Source organism: Brevibacillus choshinensis (assembly GCF_016811915.1).
GTDB classification, from domain to species: domain Bacteria; phylum Bacillota; class Bacilli; order Brevibacillales; family Brevibacillaceae; genus Brevibacillus; species Brevibacillus choshinensis_A.
The window spans coordinates 4,621,937-4,642,306 of the sequence record NZ_CP069127.1 but is presented as its reverse complement, the minus strand read 5'-3'; the positions used below and the strand labels follow the sequence as shown (position 1 = coordinate 4,642,306).

Genomic DNA, 20,370 nt, shown 5'->3' with positions numbered 1-20,370 from the left:
AACGGGCAGACAGAAGTGCACGAGCAGTGTTGGCAACGCGTTATAATAAGATGGAAAAAGCAAACAATAAAATGACTGCAGTAGATTGGAAAGTGAAAATGCCCGCGGTAAAAAGGAGATGCCATGACAGAGAAAAAACGGATGCAAGATACAGGATGGAATTTCGATAATAGTTACACCCGGCTGCCCCAATCGCTCTATTCCTGGCAAAACCCGAACCCCGTGCAGGAGCCCAAGCTGGTTGCTTTGAATCGCCCACTGGCAACCGCCTTGGGGTTGAACCCGCAGGTTCTGCAAAGTCAGGAGGGCGCTGAAGTTTTTGCCGGCAACCAGATCCCGGATGGAGCTGAGCCTTTGGCACAAGCATACGCAGGGCATCAATTCGGGCATTTTACCATGCTAGGCGACGGCCGGGCGGTGCTGCTGGGCGAGCAGATCACCCCTTTGGGCGAGCGTTTTGACATTCAGCTGAAGGGCGCTGGCCGAACACCGTACTCCCGCAGAGGCGATGGCCGAGCGGCACTGGGACCGATGCTGCGGGAATACATCATCAGCGAAGCCATGCACGCCCTCGGGATTCCCACTACTCGCAGTCTGGCAGTCGTGACAACAGGAGAGTCCATCATCCGGGAAAGGTATCTGCCCGGCGCAGTCCTGACCCGTGTAGCTGCCAGCCACATACGCGTCGGCACCTTTCAATTCGCTGCAAAGTGGGGAACGCTGGAGGATTTGCAGACGCTGGCAGACTACACCTTGCAGAGACATTTCCCGGGTGCCGATGAAGAGGAGAACCGCTATCTGTTCCTCCTGAAGGAAGTCATCAAGCGCCAAGCTGCGCTCATCGCCAAATGGCAGCTGGTCGGATTCATCCACGGGGTGATGAACACGGACAACATGGCTCTCAGCGGAGAAACCATTGATTATGGTCCTTGCGCGTTCATGGACACGTTTGACCCTGCCACCGTTTTCAGTTCGATTGACGAGCAAGGGCGCTACGCGTATGCCAACCAACCCTATATAGCGGTCTGGAACCTCGCGAGATTTGCGGAAACGCTGCTCCCTTTGCTGTACAAGGACCCAGAGCAGGCAGTCAAGCTGGCTGAGGCGGCTCTCGCGGACTTTTCAAAGCAGTATTCCGGCGAATGGCTCGCAGGCATGAGAGGAAAGCTGGGGATCTTCAACGAAGAAGAGCAGGACGGCTCCCTCGTGGAAGGCTTGCTCCGCTTGATGGAACAGCATCAGGCGGACTACACCAACACCTTCCGCGCCCTGACGCTTGAAAAGCCAGAGGATACGCCCATGTTCGGGACCCAGGAATTTTCCGAGTGGCTAAAGCTGTGGCAAGCGAGATGGGACAGACAGCCGCAGTCCAAAGCCGACTCGCTTCAAAGGATGAAAAGCAGCAATCCTGCGATCATCCCTCGCAACCACCGTGTAGAAGAAGCGCTGGAAGCCGCGGTGGAAGGAGACATCAGCGTGATGGAGCGGCTGCTCGATGCTCTTTCGAATCCGTTTGCGTACGCCCCCGAACAGGATGAGTACGCTGCATTGCCTGCGCCATCCACCTATCCGTATCAAACCTTCTGCGGAACCTAAATGAGCAAAGGCAGCGGCCGTCCAAGACGTCAACCGCTGCCTTTTGTCGTTTCGGTCGCGCTCACTCAGTCATTTACTCTTTGGGGTACGAGCAAGTCGCGCAGTGCTTCTTCCAGATTGGTGTAGCCAAAGGAAAAGCCGTGCGAAAGCAGCTTGGTCGGAACGCAGTTGCGGCCCGTGAGAGCCAGGCTCGGGTCTGTCCGCATGACGAGGTAGGCACCCAGCATGACGAAGGGAGCGGGAGTCGGCGGGGCCCAGCCCTTGCCAAGCACGTTGCGAAGTGTCTTCATGAACTCCCGATTCGTCACGGGATTCGGTCCCGTAGCATTGAGAATGCCGCTGACTTGCTCGTTTTCGATGACAAACCGAAACATCTCATTCAAGTCATCGACATGCAGCCAGCTGATGTACTGGCTGCCGCTGCCGACCGTGCCGCCAAGCCCGAGCGAGGCCAGCTTGGCTAGAGGCTCGAGGGCGCCGCCATGCTTCCCGAGGGCGAAGCCGATGCGCAGGAGCACCTTTCTCGTTTGCGGCAGTTCACGGGCAAAAAAGGCTTCCTCCCATCGCTCGCAGACGTTGACGGAGAAGCCGGTACCGTGCGGAGCATTTTCGTCGCATTCCTGTTCGGTATCTCCGAAGATGGCGAGAGATCCGGCCTGGACGAAAACGGCAGGAGGGTGCTCGCAGCTTAGAATGGCATCTGTCAGGACGCGCACGGAGTCCAGCCTGGAGCGAATGATTTCGTCCTTGTTTTTGGAGGTGTACAGGCAGTTCACGCTTTTGCCCGTAAAGTTGACCACGGCATGGCACCCGTCCATTTCATGCGTCCAATCACCGGGCGTAGCGCCGTCCCACTGTACATAGCGGATGGAGCGGTCCGTCCGCGATTTTCCTCGAGTCAAGATGACGACCTCATGACCTCTTTCTGTCAAATCATCAGCCAAGGCATTCCCTAGAAAGCCGGAGCCGCCAGCCAATACGAACTTTTTGCTCACGGTTACATCCACTCCCTACTACACGTCTTTTTACTAGATTCTTCGACTGCTCTGCGATATATTGTACTGGAACAATAAGGAAAAAGACATGGAGGATTGCAGAGAGGTTAGGAGGAAGACCGAAATGGCAAAGCGCAGGGTGCTTTTGTTGGGCGCAAGCGGTTATTTGGGAGCGCAAATCTTGCAGGAACTGAGGCACGACCAAGCGAACGAGATAGTAGGTACCTGCTATTCGTCATCCGTACATGCTGATCTGGCTCGAATCGACGTGAAGGATGATCGCTCCTTTGCTGCGCTGATCAATCGGCTCCAGCCTGATGTGGTCGTCTGGTCGCTGCGGGGAGTAGACAGCGTCGACGCCCTTGAATTGATCGAACAAGGCATGGAAACATTATTGAAAAGTGTGCCTGAACATTCGAAAATCATGTATCTTTCTACAGATGGGGTATTCGGTCAAAAAACAGGACCTTTCACGGAAGAGGAAGAAACCGGGCTGCTCGATGAACGAAATCCGCTGGCAGGCTACTGTCTCGCCAAAATAAAGGGGGAGGAGCTTGTTCGCGGGAGGAGTGAAAACCATCTCATCCTGCGCTACGGCCCGATCTATGGGAAAAATGGAGCAGATGTATGGGACAAGAGAGTGAGCTCGCTGGCTTCCGAGCTGGAAGGTCGTGAAGTGGTCCGTACGGGCAACCTCTTCAAATCCTTTGTCCACGTCGAGGACCTGGCTCGGGCGATAGCGGAGCTGGTGCCGAGCGCATACACAGGCACGCTTCACTTGGGACCGGCAAGGAAGGAGAGCTATTACTCATTTTGCCGGAAAATGGCGGCGCGACTAGGCTTGAACCCGGATCTGGTGAAAGAGGACGTGCTGTCCGAAGAAAGGGCGAGAGAACTGGGCATACCGCTTGATACCTCGCTCGATGCGAGCAGAGCGCGCGCCTTGTTGAAAACGGCCTTTCGAAGTCTGTAGGGAAACGAGGGGAGAGATAGCGTTGAAAATTGCCTTGGCATCAGACCGCGGCGGATTCGCCCTCAAGCAATACCTCCTGGAAAAGCTGGCTGCCGATTTGGTCGCCATCCATGATTTTGGCTGCACTGATCCAATGTCGGACGATTACGCAATAGGGTACCCGGACTACGCTGAAATGGTGGGAAAAGCTGTTGCTTCCGGTAATGTTGATCGGGGAATTCTCGTATGCGGGACGGGGATCGGGATGTCCATCGCAGCGAACAAAGTAAGGGGAGTGCGCTGCGCACTGGTGCACGATACGTTTTCGGCTGAACAGACGCGCCTTTATAACGACTCCAATGTGCTGGCGCTAGGGGAAATGATGATCGGGCGCGCGCTGGGCTATGAGATCGTGAAAACGTGGCTCCGCACCCCGTTTATGGGCAACATGAATCGATTGGAGAAAATCAAAGAGCTGGAAGAGGCATGAGAGCAGGAGGGATTACACAGATGAAAACAATCGGACTCATCGGCGGAATGAGCTGGGAATCGTCCCAGGTCTATTACCAGCTGGTAAACGAGGCAGTGAGAGATCGGCTGGGGGGCTTACACTCGGCCAAATGCATTCTGTACTCCGTGGACTTCGCGCAGATCGAGGAATTGCAGCATGCAGGGAAGTGGGAGGAAGCCGGCGAGCATATGGCGGATGCGGCGAGAAGTCTGGAGGCGGCAGGCGCTGATCTGATCATTTTGTGCACCAATACGATGCACAAGCTGGCCGACCACATTTTGGGGGCGACGACGCTGCCATTTGTACATATCGCCGATGCCACGGCCAGCAAGATCAAGGCGGATGGTCACCGGCGCGTGGGGCTGCTCGCGACGCGCTTTACCATGGAGCAAGATTTTTATAAAGGCAGGCTGCGGGATACGCACGGACTGGAGGTCCTCACCCCAGACGAAGAGGGCAGGCAGACGGTTCATGCGATCATTTACGAAGAGCTGTGTCGAGGCGTCATTCGGGAAGACTCCAAGCAGGCTTATTTAAAGATTGTTGCAGATTTGATCGAAGCAGGCGCGGAGGCGATCATCCTCGGCTGCACGGAAATCGGGCTGTTGATTTCGCAGGCGGACTGCACGGTGCCGGTGTACGATACAACCCAGATCCATGCGATCGCTGCCGTAGAAGCAGCGCTGGAAAAATAGCCAAGAGCCATAAACGCGAGAAGAGGTCGCCAGATTCCCAGCTGGCAGATCTCTTTTTTTTTTGCAGTTTCATGCCCATTCCCCCATTGACCTTCACACTAGTGTCATCCCTTAGAGTCAGGATGAAGCGAAATTCAATCAGTGAATGGGAGTGGAAAAGGATGAGGAAAGAGCTTCACGAGAACAGGGCAGCCGATTCGGCTGAGAAAAAGCTGACCTCGGTGTCGGTCATTGGATTGGGGAATATGGGCGTGGCACTTGCAGGCGCATTTCTGAAAGGGGGTCATCCAACTACGGTCTGGAACCGTTCAAGCGAAAAAGGGGATGAGCTGGTTGGAAAAGGTGCATACCGCGCGCAGTCCTTGGCCGAAGCGGTATCCGCAAGTGATGTAGTCGTCGTCTGCCTGACTACTTATGAGGTCATGCATGAGCTGTTCGCCCCGCTGAATGCGGAGATGAAGGGGAAAGTCCTGATCAACCTGACGACAGGAACGCCAGAGCGGGCTCGCCAAACACTGCAGTGGGCAACCGAGCGGGGAATCGACTATCTCGACGGTGCCATTATGGCGATTCCGCCCATGATCGGAGCTCCAGATGCACTGATTTTCTACGGGGGGCCGAAGTCTGTTTTTGATGCGCACGAGCAACTGCTGAAACAGCTGGGGGGCAACACGACCTATCTCGGTCCAGATACCGGTGTTCCTCTGCTGTATGACTTGGCGCTCCTGAGCATGCTTTATGGTGCTTGGTACAGCTACTTCCATGCCCATGCCATGCTGAGCACAGCCAACGTCACCGCAGCGGAATTCCTGCCTTATGCGAGCAACTGGATCCAGCATCTGATCGTTCCTCTGCTGACGGACCCCGAAACCGCCCGCGCATTGGATGAGGGCAACCATGCGACGGAGGTATCCAACATGGCGGTCAACCGGCTCGGGCTGGAAAACATCGTCCAATCAAGCGAGGAAATGGGGATTTCACCCGACTGGCTGGTTCCGATCCATGCGATCGCCAAGCAAATGGTTGAGGAAGGCTATGGCGCCGATGCGTTTACGCGTGTGTTTGAAGAGATGAAGAGGAACGGAGGTCACCCCCATGGAAAATAACCAAACAAGCAAGCGGTCATCGGTCACGGTCATCGGCATGGGGCCCATGGGTCAGGCGCTGGCAGGAGCCTTTTTGCAAAATGGTCATCCTGTAACGGTTTGGAACCGCACCGCGGGAAAGGCTGATGCAGTCGTCGCCAGGGGGGCCACTCTCGCACAGACAGTCAGGGACGCGATCGAAGCGAGTCCGCTCGTTGTGATCTGCGTGCTGGATTACCACGCGGTGGAAGCCATTCTCGGACATGAGGGAGAGGCGCTGAGCGGGAAAACATTGGTCAATCTCACGGCTGACTCGCCGGACCGTGCCCGATCGATGGCGAAATGGGCAGCGGATAGAGGGATCGATTACCTCGATGGAGCGATCATGACTCCTACCCCGACGATAGGAACGCCTGCTGCGGTCGTCTTGTACAGCGGCTCAGAAGCGGTCTACTCGGTGCACCAGCCGACTTTGGCGAGTATAGGCGGTACGGCATCGTACCTGGGGGATGACCATGGCCGGGCAGCGGCTTTTGACGTCTCCCTGCTCGACCTGTTCTGGACCACCATGAGCGGGTATGTGCACGCCCTCGCCCTGGCTCGCGCGGAGAATATCTCTCCCAGGGAGTTTGCCCGGTACGCGCAAGGAATCGTCGCCATCCTGCCTGACATCATGGAATATATGGCGGAGCACGTGGAGGAAGACAGCTTTCCGGGAGACAAGTCAAACCTCAACTCTGCAGCGGCAGGAATGGAGCACATTATCCACGCGGCCAAACACAACGGCATCGATGCCAGCGTGCTCAGCGCAGCCTATGCCATTGCCCGCCAGGCGATCGATGCAGGCTATGGCATGGATGCTTTCTCCCGCCTGACCGATCAGCTATGATGTTGATGAACACATCCACGATTGCAGGATCAAACTGTGTTCCTGCATTCTTCTTTAATTGATCAATAGCGTGGTTCTTATCCGATTTATCCCGATAGACTCGGCTCGATGTCATTGCGTCAAACGAATCTGCGACTGCCAATATCCGGGCTATCAGGGGAATTTGCTTCCCCTTTAGCCCCTGAGGATACCCAGTTCCGTCAAAGTGTTCATGATGATACAAGATGGCATCAAGAATGCCGTTTTTTTGGAAGAACGTAATATGCTTGACCATTTGATAACCGATGGCTGGATGCTGTTTAATAAGCTCATATTCTTCCAATGTCAGTCTCGATGGTTTCAACAGGATAGACTCGGAAATACCAATCTTACCTATATCGTGCAATAGACCTCCCAAATGTATTTGTTCACATTTTTTTCGTGATAATCCCATCTCTTTAGCAATCATGCAGGCGTAGTTAGCCACATGTTCAGAGTGGAGCGCTGTATATTTATCTCTGGCATCTAGTGATTTTGCTAGGGCAAGGGCTAAATTTAGTGTACTTTCATTTTCTCTTTTGTAATATTTGATTATCATGGAAATAGAAAGTATAGCTAAAAAATGAGTTAGCCCGCGAATGATAATTATTTCCATATTTGGAGCGGGAAATGGTGCGAAATAATAGTAGAGCCATGTAAGTAAGCCAGTCATGATGATTTGAAAAGCGAGGCTTCTCCAAAAAATGGTCCCTGCAATTATAATATTAAACAAATACAAAGCTAATAAATTCTTTTCTGGAAAGACGTAACCATCAATCCACACCGTTAGCACAAAAACAACAATGTATATAGTGCCGAGTGGAAAAGAGTTCTCCAGTTTCAATATTTTCCGAGTTTTTGTTTTCGGCATTTGAAACATAAGTCACCTGAATATTTATGACATGTTTGGAAGCCTAATTGCATTAAACATTAAATTTTCCAACCGTATCTTGCAGTTCTTCTGCCATTTTCGTCAATGAGGCAGAAGAGGATGTGATTTCCTCCATCGAAGCCAATTGCTCTTCCGCAGAGGCGGATACATTTTGTGATTCCGAGGCTATATGTTTTGATCCCTCTGAAATTTCTTCAATCGAATGAATGACTTGCTCCGTGCTTGCTGATATTTGTTGGGAAGCTGCCGATATTTCTTGAACTTGCCCTGAAACTTCGTCAATATTTTGCTTAATATCTTCGAACAATTGCCCAGCGGCATGAACGACTTGAATGCCTTCATTTACCTCTTTCACTCCGGCTTCCATCGATTCAACCACCTTATGAGTGTAACTTTCGATCGTAGTTACCAAATGTGCAATTTTTTCGGCAGATTGCGTAGATTGTTCCGCTAGTTTACGAACCTCATCAGCGACCACTGCAAACCCGCGACCTTGTTCTCCTGCTCTAGCCGATTCTATTGCAGCGTTTAATGCTAACAAATTCGTTTGTGCGGAAATGTCAGATATGACCTCCACAATTTGTGCAATTCCTTTAGAATGCCCTTCCATTTCCCTTACTGATTTCGCTAAATGATTCATTGTGCTATGGATAGAATCCATTTGCTTGACTGTCGTTTGTATTGCTCGATTTCCTTCCAACGCTTTTTGAGACGTTTGGACGGATAAAGAAGAAGTCATTTGAGCACTTGACGCAATTTGCTGGATGCCTGATGACATTTCGTTGATGGCTACAACACTTTCTTGTACACTTTGCGATTGCTTTTCGGTATTTGCCGAAATTTCCTGGATAGTCAACGTGATCGTTTCAGTGGCCTTACTGGATTGTCCTGCACTTGCCGTTAGCTCTTCTGAGGACATAACCACATGTTCAGAGCTGATGCTGATTTGCCGAACCAAATCACGGAGATTATCAGCCATTTGTTTGAACGATATAGCAAGATTACCTATTTCATCTCTATTTTTCACACGAATGTCCTCTACGGTTAAATCACCGGAAGCGATTCGCTCAGCGACTTTGGCAATGGCTACTATAGGCTTGGTGATCATCCTTGAACTAAAATAGCCAATCAAAATCGCTAAGACAAAGGCAAAAACACTAAGCGAGGCGACATTTGCAATTGCAGAATCGACGAGCGCTGTGTTTCTTTTACTGGCTTCATTCATGGATTGTAGTTGATAAGTGGCTAGCTTTTCTACTTGCGAATCAAGTAGTCTGCCTAAAGGTAATACTTCTTGCTTATAGTAATCCATTAGTTCGATTTCGGATTGGTTACTTTGAACCATGGTAAACAGCCGATCATATTTCTGCTTGAATTCATGATTTAATTCCTCTAATGCTTGCAATCCCTCTTGTAATTCTTTAATTTGAGACAGACTACGAGTCTCTCGGATGAGACTAGTTGATGCATCGTAAGAAGTATGTACACCATTTGAGAATTCCTGTTCCCGTGTAAGCAAATATCCGCGTAATCTGCTAGTTTCTTTGGACATTTCCACTTGTATTTTTTGGACATTAGATAGAATGACAGCACGTCTTTCAATCAAATCCGTATCTGCTTCGTCAATTTTTTGCAGGTAATACGATGAGATTGCACTCGTAATTCCTAGTAATATCGCAATAATTAAAAAAGAGCCAATCAACTTCTTCCCAATAGTCAATTTCACAAAAAATCACCTCAATCATTTTTTTAAAATAAGAACTCCTTTCAAAAAGGAGTTCACTTCTAACGTCGTTAACTATGGATGCTACGAATGGATCTGGGCCTTTCAAATGGCAAATGGGAAAGGAATATGAAATCATTGGTAAGGATTCTAACAGGCCTATTAGAATATTTACAAAAATCGACATACTTCGTCAGTAATCAACATTAATATTAGAAGCATTGACCTAGTGAGTCAATATTTGTAATTAAATACATAGGCAAATAGTTATATGTAAATAAGTAGTGTTTACTCAATTTTTTTCTAGAAAGATAAATTTTAAATAAAAAATTCGAGACCAATGCACACAATTACACATATAACAGTCGAAGGGTGATTATTGTAGGCAATTTTCCCAATAGCTATCAGGGGACTGCTGCGAAAGCGCTGACGCAAAAAGAGATCCCGGTCATCCAACTGACTGGGATCTCTCTTTGCTTTCTCGCTTATCGACCATCGTTTGGATCTGGTACTCCAATCGGTCTTTGAGCGCTCCTAAGGCGTCCAGCTGACGATTGACCTGATCCAGCTTCTCCTGATACAAGTCGAGCATTTCGGTGCAAAAGGCGTAGTCGGACGGAGCGCTTTCCTCGCCTCGGAGGATTTCCTCGATTTGCTCGGTGGTCAGGCCTAGCCCTAAATATAATTGGATAATCCGAATCCGCCTGATGGCAGACTCATCGAACACCCGATAATCATTTTCCAGCCGAACGGAAGACAGCAGGTTTTTCTTTTCGTAATGGCGGATGGACCTGGCACTCGCACCGGTTATCTTTGACAATTCACTGATTCGCAAGGAAATGCCCCTCCTCCTGGTGAATTCATCGAATCTTATTGTAAGGAAATGTGGAAAAAAACGGAACCGTCAAAGGGGGCGAAAAGTGCCTCCGTTAATTCCATTCCATGCTTGTGACAGCTTTCTTCCTCTCGATCCACTTGACAGAGACGAAGTAGGCAACCAAAAGGACCAATGCTCCAAACAGATAAGGCAAATTGATTTGCACATCGAACAGGAAGCCGGCAAGTGCGGGTCCGAAAATATTGCCCAGACTCATATAAGCATTGTTCATTCCAGCGACGAATCCCTGTTCTTCCCCGGCTCTCTTGGAAAGAAGGGTATTGATCGTTGGCCGCAAGATGTTGTTGCAAGTGAAAAACAGCATCGTGATGAACATCACATACAAAAAATGACCAAAGAAGATCAGAAAGACAAGCGAGATCGAAGACAACAGCAATGTGAAATTGATCGTTTTCTTTTCCCCGAATCGTCGAATGAGCCGGGTAGTCAGCATCACTTGATTGAACGTGGCAATCAAAGAGCATAGCGTGAACAAGATGGCGATGTCACGGGTGGTAAAGCCATACTTTTGAACAACGTATAGAGGGTAAATCGCTTCAAAGTGGGTAAGGCCGAAGGTAACTGCAAAGACAAGGAATAGCAGAACAAAAAAACGAGATTTGATCGATAAGGCAAGCTGCAGGAAAACGTTGGGCTTTTTTTCCTTGGATTGCTGGCGCGTCAAACGCTTTTCCAACGAAAGCGACTCAGGCAAAAAGATCATGCTGCCGATCATCGCGAGAACACCGATGCACGCAGAGGCGTAAAAAGGCGCACGCATGCCGTACTCAGCGAGCAATCCCCCGACACCTGGCCCGATGATAAAACCGGAGGACATGGACGCGCCAATATACGACATGACTTTGGTACGCTGCTCGTTCGTTGTAATATCCGCCGCATACGCCATGATGGATGGCACCAGAGCGGCAGAGCCGGCACCACCGATCAGACGTGACACGAACAAAAGCAGCAAATCGTCAGCGATGGCTGCCGTGAGGTTGGAAAGAGCGAACAAGCATAGCCCGAGGACAATCATCGGCTTTCGTCCGTACTTATCCGCGATAGTGCCGGCAATGGGGGAGAAAAGAAACTGAGTGAGCCCAAAGCAGGAGACCATATAACCGGCTGCTTGTCCACCAGCGCCAAATTCATGCAGAAACTGCGGCAAGACCGGAATGACGAGTCCGATGCCGAGCATCGCGAGAAACATGTTAACGAGTAGCAGTGGGAATGAGGAATGGTTAGACACGAATTTCTTCTCCTTTGCTTCTGAAAAAAGCAGTCTGCCTTACTTGTTCGTCATGGTTTGCTTCCATAGCGCGAATGGATTTTTGGACTCCTCTTCATTCTTCAGGTGCAAGATCGGCAAGGCTTGTTTTTCATAAGGAAGCGCCAGTTGTTCATAAACGTATTTGGTGCTCATTCCAACCTCTGCGGCATCCTTCTCGGTGTAGGAATAATATACGGTTTTAGCGCCTGTCCAGTAGATCGCAGCGAGACACATGGGGCAAGGCTGTCCACTGGCGTATACTTCGCAGCCTTCGAGCGAAGGGCTGTCCAAAGTTTTACATGCTTCCCGAATGGCCTGCATTTCGGCATGAGCCGTCACATCATGGGTGGCGAGCACATCGTTTACTCCGGTTCCAATCACTTTCCCGTCTTTTACAATGACCGCACCAAAAGGTTTGCCTTGATTCTTCAAGGTGTTTTCGTACGCCAATTCGATTGCTTGCTGCATGAATGGATTTGATTTCACAGCGCTTTCCTCCTGAATGAATGAGCTTTTATTTTGCTCCAGCTTTCAGCAAAATCTGCTCGATTTTCGTATACCCGCTTTTTTTCGCACGCTGTAGTGGGGTCACTCCAGATGAGCTTGACGATTTCCAGAAGACCTTCGGCACCTGCATATAAAAAAGGATTATCAAGAAGATCATCTTGGAGATTCACGTCTGCTCCAGCGTCTATGAGTGCCATGAGATTCGAAGCATGCTGCATGACACTCCTTTCGTGCTGCATATGCCTATGCTACTATAGGAGCATCTATATGAAAAATATTAATGATATTGGTGTTGATAATGTTTTTCGTATATCAAAACGACCAGGACCGTTTTGTTCGACCGCATGCGGTCACTTCACAGACAAAAGGAGCCGCTTGTTATGGATATCAAGCAACTGCGCTATTTCATTGCCATTGCAGAAGAGAAAAAGATCTCGGCAGCCGCGAAAAAACTACATATGGCACAGCCTCCCTTAAGCCAACAGCTGAAAAACCTTGAGCAGTCTCTAGGGGTTGAATTGGTGATCCGGCATCCAAAAGGGTTGGAGTTGACGGAAGCGGGTGCAAACCTGTACAAGCATGCACAAAAAATCGTGAAATATATGGAAGAGTCACGATTGGAAGTGAAGGAAATCGGTGAGGGAGTGCGCGGGAAATTGAGCATGGGGGTCAATACGCTTTCTTCCGACATATTGGCTACTGAATTACGGAAATATAGTGAGCGGTATCCGCTCATTACCTATAAAATTCAGCAAAATGAGTCGGCACAGCTCTGCAAGATGGTTAGGGAAAGATTGATAGAGCTGGCGATTGTGCGCTTCCCGCTTGAGCTCGATGACTTTTCCATCCTGCCATTGAAAAAAGAGCCTTTTTACTTTGTGTCGTCTGCTCAGGATGATCGGCATTCTTCGGCGATCCAGTTTGAAGAGATGCAAGCCTATCCGCTGATTTTGCCGAGTACCGAAGGCTTAGGGGTGTACCACATGATCTTGGAGGAATTTAGCCGGCGCAACTTGGAGGTGAATCTGTTGTCCGAATGCTCGGATATCCCCATGCTGCTGGAACTGGTCTCATCCGGTTTCGGAGCGACGATAGTACCCGAGGTCGTGCTGAAAATGCACAAGGGACATGAGCTGAAAGCAACCAGGATGGATGACACGCATTTGAGCGCCGCATCGGGCATCATCTGGCTAAAAGACCACTACCTTTCCATGGCAGCAAGGCACTTTATTGAGCAAATCAAGTAGGATGATTCCAAATTGGAAAAAAACAGAGCAGCGGCAGCCTAGGACTAGATTGTTGTCCATGGCTGCCACTGCTCTTTATAGTTGGCATCAGGCTAATGCTTCTGCTTCACTTGCCAAATAATCCAGCACGATCCCGATAAAGAGCTTGCCGATATTCAGCATGGAGCGCTCATCCACGTCGAATTTGGGATGGTGATGCGGATAGATGGCGTTCAGCTCCGGATTGCGTCCGCCAACGAAGAAGAAAGCGCCTGGCTTGTGCTGTAGATAGTAGGCGAAGTCCTCGCTGCCCATGCCGTACTCGAGATTGAGAAGCTTCTCATGACCAAAAATGTCGCTCGCGACTCTTTTCACGCGTGCAGCATCGGCTTCGTGGTTCCAGGTGGCGGGGTATCCGGGCGTCAGTGTGAATTCTGCGGTGCCGCCTGCCTGCTCGGCTGTCGTGCGGGTGATCAGGGCGATTTCCTGCTCGATTCGTTTGCGCACATCCTCCTCGAAGGTTCGGATCGTACCCTTTAGCGAGACCTTGTCCTGAATGACATTGTACGTGTCCCCACCGCCGACGAACGAGCTGACGGTCAAGACAGTCCGGTACTTGGTATCGATGCGTCTGCTGATGATCTGCTGCAAATTCAGGACGAGCTGGCTGCCGGCCACGACAGGATCGACTGTGGCATGCGGCATGGCTCCGTGACCGCCTTTTCCGTAGAGGACGATATCAAACGAATCGCAGGCGGAGGTCACATATCCCACGCCGGTGCCGACCATGCCCAGTGGCGCTTCGGAGGCGACGTGCGCCCCATAGACCGCATCGACGCCATCCAGACAGCCGTCCTCGATCATCGGCTTGGCGCCGCCCGGGATGACCTCTTCGGCAAATTGGTGCAAGAAGACCACGTTTCCGGCGAGCCCGTCCTTCACTTCACTCAGCACCGTGGCTACACCGAGCAAGGATGCGGTGTGAATGTCATGGCCGCAAGCGTGCATGACGCCGGGGATGCGAGATTTATAGGGCACATCCTTTTCATCTTGGATGGGCAATGCATCGAAGTCGGCACGCAGCGCGATCGTTTTTCCGGGCTTGCCTCCGCGCAAAGTAGCGACGACACCGCGCCCGCCTACACCCGTACGGACCTCGAGGCCCAGCTTAGTCAAATATTCCGCGATTTTCCGAGGGGTATCGACCTCTTGAAAGGAAAGCTCCGGATACATATGCATATCGCGGCGCAGGGCGACCAGTTCGGGATAGAGGGCTTCCAGTTTTTCAAACAGTGTGTTTTGCATGGTGATTCTCTCCTTTTTGTCTGATGTACGAGGGAAGGGAGTGGGCCTGTCAACCCGCTTGGACCGGGGAAGAAGGGACGTTGGCTGTTTTTCTTTCAGACGGCCAAGTCATCGCTGCGACGGCGCAGACAACCATGATGCTGACGAGAAGCCACAGGGCGACATCGTAAGAACCATTGAATGCCTTGACGGTCATCCCGATCAGGAGCGGCGCTGCAAAGCCTGCCGCTTGCCCGCCGAAATTGACGATCCCCATCGCGGTGCCGATCACTTCCTGGGAGAAGCGCTTCAACGGCTGCAGACCTACGGCGATCACGATAAAAGTGCCGGTGATGCCGCTCAGAGTCTCGTACAGGATGACCATACCGACGGAGGGCGCATTGAACATCAGGTAAATGAACAGCCCGGTGAAGAGGGCGCATACGGCCACGAATCCTTTTTCCTTTCCAGCAAGCCAGCGGTCCAACAGCACGCCTCCCGCGATCATGGAAAGAAAGCTGGAGATGGAAGGGATGGTGGACAATGCCCCCATGGACAAAAGATCGAGATGACGTACCTTGACGAGATAGGTAGGCATCCAGCTGGCCATTCCCCAAGTCACGAAATAGATGCCAAAAGAGGTGACCAACAGGCTCCACAGGAGAGGCATTTTCAGGAGCGTCTTCAAGGGAACCTTGTTCTCCGCTGCGGCTCCTGCTGACGCCTGGTTACGCACGGGTGATTTGAGGTAAACCAGGCAAAGGATCGCGATCACCATGCCTGCGGCCCCGATGGCAAAAAACAGGCTTCTCCAGCCGAGCCAGACGATGATTCCCGATGCCAAGACGGGGGTAATCGCTTTGCCGATCACGCTGGCAGACAACAGGGTGGATTGAGCCCGTCCGCGTTGGTCTTTGGGAAAATGCTCGGAGATCAAGACGGCGCTGGATGGAGAAAAAGGCGCTTCTCCCAAGCCGAATAAAAAGCGAATGAGGACGAGGGATACTAGCGACCAGGCAGAGCCAGTCAATGCCGTAAAAATGGACCATAAAAACAAGGAAATCGTCAGGATCTTGGCAGCTCCGAACTTGTCGGCCAGCCAGCCGCCGGGAATCTGCATCAAGGCGTAGCCGGCAAAGAAGCTGGAGAGTATCAAGCCCTGCGCGGTTGGATCGAGGGAGAATTCGTCCACGATGGGAATGATCGCAACATTGATGACCATGCGATCCAGGTTGCCAATCAGCCAAGCGATAAACAGCATGGAGAGCACGATGTACTTTTGGCGATCCTCGGCCGTGCGCGTCATGGAATCACTTCCTTTACTTGGAATGGCATTCTATTACCGAGAATTATAAGAATAATGAAAATTGTATTTCAATGTCGGTTTTTGTACAATTAACGGATTATTGGTGTAGGATTTTCTACCAGCATAAGGAGTGACAGCAAGTGTCCACGGGAGTCATCAAGCAACTCCAATCGTTTTTACTAGAAAAAGGTCTGGCATGGTCAGGGCACATCTGGCAATGCAAGCCGCATCATCAAGAATTTGAGCATGTCGCCCGGATCGGGCTCGCAGGGGCAGCAGGCGAAAAGCAGCCGCCTCTCGCACGCAGCAGGCGGGCTCGTAAAAAGCCTTACTATGAAGTGGTCTCCATCCCGAACCAAGGGTCGCAGATGATCTTTGATTATCCCCAAGGCTACAAGGTTGCACTGATGCTGAAGAATCCAGACCTTGTGCTGGAAAGAGGGGACGGGAACTATCTTTATCAGCTGTTCTACCAGCTCTATTGGGAGGGGGTCGTGCAAGAGCGGGAGAACGAGCTCGCGAAGATGGTCGGGGGCATCAGAGCCATCACATCTTCGCTCGATCTGGACAGCCTCTTGCAAGAAATTCTGGACAATGCAATCGAAGTGATTCCGGCTGCGGACACAGGCATCCTCGCCATGTATGATCCCGCCACAGATCGGCTGATCAATCGTGCGGCCGTCGGGTTGAATGACAATGTCCTTCGCTATCGTTTGAAAGTGGGCGAGGCCATTGTCGGAAAAACCTTTGCGGACGGTCAGCCGCGGATCTACTTTACTCGCGAGGAGATTACGGAGGCGATGAGCAACATGGAACGGGAAAACCTCCAGTACTTGCTCGCCTCTTATGACTTTTCCCATGTGAAAGGGACGATCTCCATCCCCATTTCGGTAGGCGACAAGCCGATCGGGGCGATGATCATCCACCAAAATCACACGGAAGGGACGCTTTCAGAGAGGGATGTCCATCTGCTAAAGGGGTTCGCGGGTCAAGCAGCCGTTGTGATCGAGAATGCACGGCTGTTTGCAGAACTGAAAGGCCAAAACCAATACTTGTCCAAACGCAACGAAGTTCACGAAACGCTGACGCGCCTGTCGCTCGAAAACAAAGGGATGGAAGCGATTGTCGCTGCTTTGGACCAGATCATCGGGGTACCCTTGCTGTTCGTCGACTTTTTGGAAGGCAACTGGTACTCACGCATGCAAACGGCAATGCCGGTATTTACGATGGATGAAATCTCGCGTTTGTTTGCCCGCAAGCAGGCACCGGTAATCGTACGGATGTCTGGAGAAGAGAGCTGCGAGTACCATGTGACACCGCTCGTCGTCGGCCATGTTTTCCTGGGCTGCCTGATTGCGATACTGGATAAGCCGCTAGACGAGCTCGGCAGGATCGCGCTGGAGCAGGGCGGGGCAGTTCTGGCTCTGGAGCTGGTGAAAAAGCAGTCCCTCACAGACGTGTACTATAAGAAAACGCATGAGTTTTTCCGGGAACTGGTGGAGACCAGCGACCCCGAGCTGCTGCGGATGGGCGGAGAAGAGTGGGAGATGCGCCTTACCGATTACATGACGGTTTGCGTGTTTTCTCTTCGGCATTCCCACGATTTGAGGCATTTGGAGGCGGAAGTGCACCGTTTGATCGCTCGAATCAAGCGGAAGCTGGGATTGAGGCGTCACCTCATCTTTGGCTATCACAACAAGGTCACATTGCTGGCCATGCTTTCCTCGAAGGCCGATGTCGATGCGTTCTGTCAACGGATCACGGACGAGGTGAAGGAGTGGGGGGACAGCGAAGGATTGCCGCTGTGCGCGGGGATAGGGACGGCTGGTCTGGGAGTCGGCGCCATCAAAAAGAGCCATGAGGAAGCGCAGAAAGCTCTCCGCTACATCACGGAACGTCAGCAGAGCGGAACACAGCGATACGAGGAGCTCGGGATCAACCGACTCTTTTTGAACCAGCCGGCTGAAGAGCTGATGGTCTTTTTGGAAGAGATGTTTACTCCGCTTCGGACAGAAAAAGCGAGACAAAATGATCTGGAACGCACCTTGCTGACCTTTATGGCGACCAACAGCTCGGCGATTCGGACGGCAGAGCAGCTCCACATTCATATCAACACCTTGTACAAACGGCTGAAAAAGATAGAGCAGCTGCTGCAGCTTTCGTTTGAAATGCCGGAAGATGTGCTGAAGATGCAGTTGGCCTGCCATTTGCGGGAGACGTTCGTGAACAAAATCAAGGAAGGTTTATGAAACGACAAAGAAAAACAAATTAAAACCACTTAAAAACAATTAATTTACGTGCTATTCATATCAACTTAATATTTCGTACGTAACATAGGACGCAAGAACAGGAAATGAACATCCCCACACAGAGGAGAGATTCTCATGAAGAAGTGGCATTATCCTTTGCTTGCGTCTTTTTTATCCATGGCAGTACTGGCAGGGTGTGGCCTGGCCCCGCAATCCCAAGCAAACACACAAGGTTCCACACCAGGTGGAAGCAATGCTAGTCAATCTGGAGAGATCACAGTCTATACGGCTTTGGAAGACGATCAGATCAAAACGTATCTGGAGTCCTTCAAGGCAAAATATCCGGATGTGAAGGTCAGCATCGTCCGTGACTCGACCGGTATCATCACAGCAAAACTGCTCGCGGAAAAAGACAACCCGCAAGCGGACGTCGTATGGGGTACCGCAGCAACAAGCCTGCTCGTCCTCGACCAGCAAGGGATGCTGGAAGCCTACGATCCAAAAGGTGTCGAGAAGGTTTCCGCAGAGTTTAAAGACGACAAGTCGCCAACGCACTGGGTCGGAATCGATGCTTGGGAGACTGCTTTTGCGGTAAACACCAAGGAGCTGGAAAAGCGCAACCTGCCAATCCCTCGCTCCTATGAAGATCTGGCGAAGCCCGAATACAAAGGCATGATCGTCATGCCAAACCCGGCATCCTCGGGAACAGGTCTTTTGACCATCAACGGTGTGATGCAGCTGAGGGGCGATGCGGACGGCTGGTCTTATCTCGATAAGCTGCATGACAACATGGCGGTCTACACACACTCTGGCTCCAAGCCTGCCAAAATGGCGGCAACAGGTGAATATCCAATCGGCATTTCCTTTGGCTACCGGGCGATCACGGAAAAGAAAAAGGGAGCACCGATTGAAGTGGTCTTCCCTGAGGAAGGATCCGGCTGGGACGTAGAAGCCAATGCCCTGATGAAAAAAGCGCAAATCAAGCCGGAAGCGAAGCTGTTCCTCGACTGGGCTGTTTCCGATGAAGCGATGAAAGCTTACAACGCGAACTTCGCGATCGTCAGTGTGAAGCAAGAGGGAGCGGCTTTGCCAGAAGGATACGCTGTAGATCCGCTGAAACAGCTCATTTTGCTCGATTTGAAAAAAGCGGCAGAAAACCGCGAGAAAGTGCTGGCTGAGTGGGAAAAACGCTACGCTACCAAGAGCGAGCCTAAGTAAGCAACGAGGAGATACCGCATGACAAAATCCTATTTATCCATACAAGGGGTCAGTAAACGTTTCGGGTTGTTTGCTGCATTGGAGCACGTTTCCATCGATATCGCCAAGAATGAGTTTGTCTGCTTGCTCGGTCCCAGCGGCTGCGGCAAAACGACTTTGCTCAGAATGATCGCAGGGCTGGAGCAGCCGACGACAGGCAGCATGATCATAGCTGGCAGGGAGATCACCTCTCTGCCGCCTGCGAAACGGAATATTGCGATGATGTTCCAGTCGTATGCGCTGTTTCCGAACTTGACGGCCGCCCAGAATATTGCGTTTGGGCTGCAAGAGAAAAAGCTGTCCAGGCAAGATATCGCGGCAAAGGTAGAGGAAGCCTTGGACATGGTGGACTTGTCTCATGTGAGGGACAAGTACCCTGCCCAGCTATCGGGCGGTCAGCAGCAGCGAATTGCCTTGGCGCGCGCCATTTCGCTCTCACGGGATGTCCTTCTCCTGGATGAGCCTCTCTCCGCTCTGGATGCCAAGGTCCGGCAAAAGCTTCGCAGGGAAATCCGCCGCTTGCATGAAAAATTCGGGATGACGACCGTGATGGTGACGCACGATCAGGATGAGGCGTTGACGATGGCGGACAAAATTGTCGTGATGAATCACGGGGAAGTCGTGCAGGTCGGCACGCCTGAGGTCATTTACACCCAGCCTGCCACACCGTTTGTCGCGGATTTTATCGGGGCGGTCAACTTTATCGAGAGCCGACGTTTCGATCCAGGACAAAGGGAGGCTTCCACTCTACTCGCTATTCGGCCAGAGCATGTGCGCCTCTTGGCCTATGAATCGGAGTACGGGATTCCGGCGACGATTCTGGAAAGCGAGTTTCGCGGCGCATTTTATCGAATTTATTTGGAATGGCGGGACGATCACGGACAAACGACAGTGCAGTTGACCCTCGACCTACCCGCTGCCCAGGCGAACAAGCTTGACGTTCGAAGGGGACAAAAGGTGTGCCTGGAGCTGCCGCTTGAGCATCTGCTCCGCTTCGAACAGGATGAGGCTGCTGCTGCAAAGGAACAGGGGTGACGG

At 51.4% G+C, this 20,370-nt stretch carries 18 protein-coding genes and 1 pseudogene; 10 read left to right on the top strand and 9 right to left on the bottom strand.

Annotated elements, in window-relative coordinates:
- The first annotated feature begins 123 nt into the window (after nt 1-123).
- Nucleotides 124-1,596 (top strand): protein adenylyltransferase SelO, encoded by a 1,473-nt coding sequence (locus tag JNE38_RS23295; RefSeq protein ID WP_203353497.1) that lies wholly within the window; start codon nt 124-126, stop codon nt 1,594-1,596.
- A 65-nt stretch (nt 1,597-1,661) separates the two neighbouring features.
- Here JNE38_RS23295 and JNE38_RS23290 read toward each other — a convergent pair whose 3' ends face one another.
- Complete coding sequence (locus tag JNE38_RS23290) at nt 1,662-2,591, bottom strand: TIGR01777 family oxidoreductase (RefSeq protein ID WP_203353496.1); 930 nt, start codon at nt 2,589-2,591, stop codon at nt 1,662-1,664.
- Nucleotides 2,592-2,715: 124 nt separating this feature from the next.
- On the opposite strand from JNE38_RS23290, the gene JNE38_RS23285 reads away from it, so the two are divergent.
- The 5 genes from JNE38_RS23285 to JNE38_RS23265 all read left to right on the top strand — a co-directional run bounded on the left by JNE38_RS23285 (nt 2,716) and on the right by JNE38_RS23265 (nt 6,723).
- Nucleotides 2,716-3,564, top strand: a complete 849-nt coding sequence (locus tag JNE38_RS23285) for a sugar nucleotide-binding protein (protein WP_203353495.1) — start codon at nt 2,716-2,718, stop codon at nt 3,562-3,564.
- Nucleotides 3,565-3,586: 22 nt separating this feature from the next.
- A complete protein-coding gene (locus tag JNE38_RS23280; RefSeq protein ID WP_203353494.1) occupies nt 3,587-4,033 on the top strand; it encodes an RpiB/LacA/LacB family sugar-phosphate isomerase in 447 nt (148 codons plus the stop codon).
- 20 nt (nt 4,034-4,053) lie between these two features.
- Nucleotides 4,054-4,749, top strand: a complete 696-nt coding sequence (locus JNE38_RS23275; protein ID WP_203353493.1) for an aspartate/glutamate racemase family protein — start codon at nt 4,054-4,056, stop codon at nt 4,747-4,749.
- A 161-nt stretch (nt 4,750-4,910) separates the two neighbouring features.
- The gene (locus tag JNE38_RS23270) at nt 4,911-5,855 is read left to right on the top strand and encodes an NAD(P)-dependent oxidoreductase (RefSeq protein WP_203353492.1); all 945 of its coding nucleotides are present in this window, start codon (nt 4,911-4,913) and stop codon (nt 5,853-5,855) included.
- Nucleotides 5,845-6,723, top strand: a complete 879-nt coding sequence (locus JNE38_RS23265; RefSeq protein WP_203353491.1) for an NAD(P)-dependent oxidoreductase — start codon at nt 5,845-5,847, stop codon at nt 6,721-6,723. Before JNE38_RS23270 ends, JNE38_RS23265 begins: the two co-directional genes overlap by 11 nt.
- On the opposite strand, the gene JNE38_RS23260 is transcribed toward JNE38_RS23265, so the two are convergent.
- The 6 genes and pseudogenes from JNE38_RS23260 to JNE38_RS31250 all read right to left on the bottom strand — a co-directional run.
- Nucleotides 6,638-7,612 carry an HD-GYP domain-containing protein gene (locus tag JNE38_RS23260; RefSeq protein ID WP_203353490.1) on the bottom strand — a complete coding sequence of 325 codons (975 nt, stop codon included), beginning with the start codon at nt 7,610-7,612 and terminating at the stop codon, nt 6,638-6,640. The genes JNE38_RS23265 and JNE38_RS23260 overlap by 86 nt on opposite strands.
- Nucleotides 7,613-7,664: 52 nt before the next feature.
- Nucleotides 7,665-9,359, bottom strand: coding sequence for a methyl-accepting chemotaxis protein (locus JNE38_RS23255; RefSeq protein ID WP_203353489.1), 1,695 nt, complete (start codon nt 9,357-9,359; stop codon nt 7,665-7,667).
- Nucleotides 9,360-9,804: 445 nt separating this feature from the next.
- Nucleotides 9,805-10,191, bottom strand: a complete 387-nt coding sequence (locus JNE38_RS23250; RefSeq protein WP_203353488.1) for a MerR family transcriptional regulator — start codon at nt 10,189-10,191, stop codon at nt 9,805-9,807.
- A 94-nt stretch (nt 10,192-10,285) separates the two neighbouring features.
- On the bottom strand, nt 10,286-11,482 hold the full coding sequence (locus JNE38_RS23245; RefSeq protein WP_428993672.1) for an MFS transporter: 1,197 nt from the start codon (nt 11,480-11,482) through the stop codon (nt 10,286-10,288).
- 39 nt (nt 11,483-11,521) lie between these two features.
- On the bottom strand, nt 11,522-11,989 hold the full coding sequence (locus JNE38_RS23240; protein ID WP_238933428.1) for a nucleoside deaminase: 468 nt from the start codon (nt 11,987-11,989) through the stop codon (nt 11,522-11,524).
- A 113-nt stretch (nt 11,990-12,102) separates the two neighbouring features.
- Nucleotides 12,103-12,204 (bottom strand): annotated as a pseudogene (locus JNE38_RS31250) (ankyrin repeat domain-containing protein); the annotation flags it as partial.
- Between the two features lie 186 nt (nt 12,205-12,390).
- Between JNE38_RS31250 and JNE38_RS23230 the strand changes: the two are divergent.
- Nucleotides 12,391-13,257, top strand: a complete 867-nt coding sequence (locus tag JNE38_RS23230; protein WP_203353487.1) for a LysR family transcriptional regulator — start codon at nt 12,391-12,393, stop codon at nt 13,255-13,257.
- Nucleotides 13,258-13,344: 87 nt separating this feature from the next.
- On the opposite strand, the gene JNE38_RS23225 is transcribed toward JNE38_RS23230, so the two are convergent.
- Nucleotides 13,345-14,541 (bottom strand): M20 metallopeptidase family protein, encoded by a 1,197-nt coding sequence (locus JNE38_RS23225; RefSeq protein ID WP_203353486.1) that lies wholly within the window; start codon nt 14,539-14,541, stop codon nt 13,345-13,347.
- A gap of 49 nt (nt 14,542-14,590) precedes the next feature.
- Complete coding sequence (locus JNE38_RS23220; RefSeq protein ID WP_203353485.1) at nt 14,591-15,826, bottom strand: MFS transporter; 1,236 nt, start codon at nt 15,824-15,826, stop codon at nt 14,591-14,593.
- A gap of 140 nt (nt 15,827-15,966) precedes the next feature.
- Between JNE38_RS23220 and JNE38_RS23215 the strand changes: the two genes are divergently transcribed.
- The 3 genes from JNE38_RS23215 (at nt 15,967) to JNE38_RS23205 (ending at nt 20,367) form a co-directional block, all read left to right on the top strand.
- On the top strand, nt 15,967-18,075 hold the full coding sequence (locus JNE38_RS23215; RefSeq protein WP_203353484.1) for a helix-turn-helix domain-containing protein: 2,109 nt from the start codon (nt 15,967-15,969) through the stop codon (nt 18,073-18,075).
- Nucleotides 18,076-18,210: 135 nt separating this feature from the next.
- Nucleotides 18,211-19,293 carry a putative 2-aminoethylphosphonate ABC transporter substrate-binding protein gene (locus tag JNE38_RS23210; RefSeq protein ID WP_203353483.1) on the top strand — a complete coding sequence of 361 codons (1,083 nt, stop codon included), beginning with the start codon at nt 18,211-18,213 and terminating at the stop codon, nt 19,291-19,293.
- An 18-nt stretch (nt 19,294-19,311) separates the two neighbouring features.
- A complete protein-coding gene (locus tag JNE38_RS23205; protein ID WP_203353482.1) occupies nt 19,312-20,367 on the top strand; it encodes an ABC transporter ATP-binding protein in 1,056 nt (351 codons plus the stop codon).
- Nucleotides 20,368-20,370 lie beyond the last annotated feature (3 nt).

Coding starts and splice junctions, on each gene's coding strand:
- JNE38_RS23205 (WP_203353482.1), top strand. CDS start 19,312: ATGACAAAATCCTATTTATCCATACAAGGGGTCAGTAAACGTTTCGGG.
- JNE38_RS23225 (WP_203353486.1), bottom strand. CDS start 14,541: ATGCAAAACACACTGTTTGAAAAACTGGAAGCCCTCTATCCCGAACTG.
- JNE38_RS23260 (WP_203353490.1), bottom strand. CDS start 7,612: ATGCCGAAAACAAAAACTCGGAAAATATTGAAACTGGAGAACTCTTTT.
- JNE38_RS23285 (WP_203353495.1), top strand. CDS start 2,716: ATGGCAAAGCGCAGGGTGCTTTTGTTGGGCGCAAGCGGTTATTTGGGA.
- JNE38_RS23295 (WP_203353497.1), top strand. CDS start 124: ATGACAGAGAAAAAACGGATGCAAGATACAGGATGGAATTTCGATAAT.
- JNE38_RS23230 (WP_203353487.1), top strand. CDS start 12,391: ATGGATATCAAGCAACTGCGCTATTTCATTGCCATTGCAGAAGAGAAA.
- JNE38_RS23220 (WP_203353485.1), bottom strand. CDS start 15,826: ATGACGCGCACGGCCGAGGATCGCCAAAAGTACATCGTGCTCTCCATG.
- JNE38_RS23275 (WP_203353493.1), top strand. CDS start 4,054: ATGAAAACAATCGGACTCATCGGCGGAATGAGCTGGGAATCGTCCCAG.
- JNE38_RS23270 (WP_203353492.1), top strand. CDS start 4,911: ATGAGGAAAGAGCTTCACGAGAACAGGGCAGCCGATTCGGCTGAGAAA.
- JNE38_RS23210 (WP_203353483.1), top strand. CDS start 18,211: ATGAAGAAGTGGCATTATCCTTTGCTTGCGTCTTTTTTATCCATGGCA.
- JNE38_RS23265 (WP_203353491.1), top strand. CDS start 5,845: ATGGAAAATAACCAAACAAGCAAGCGGTCATCGGTCACGGTCATCGGC.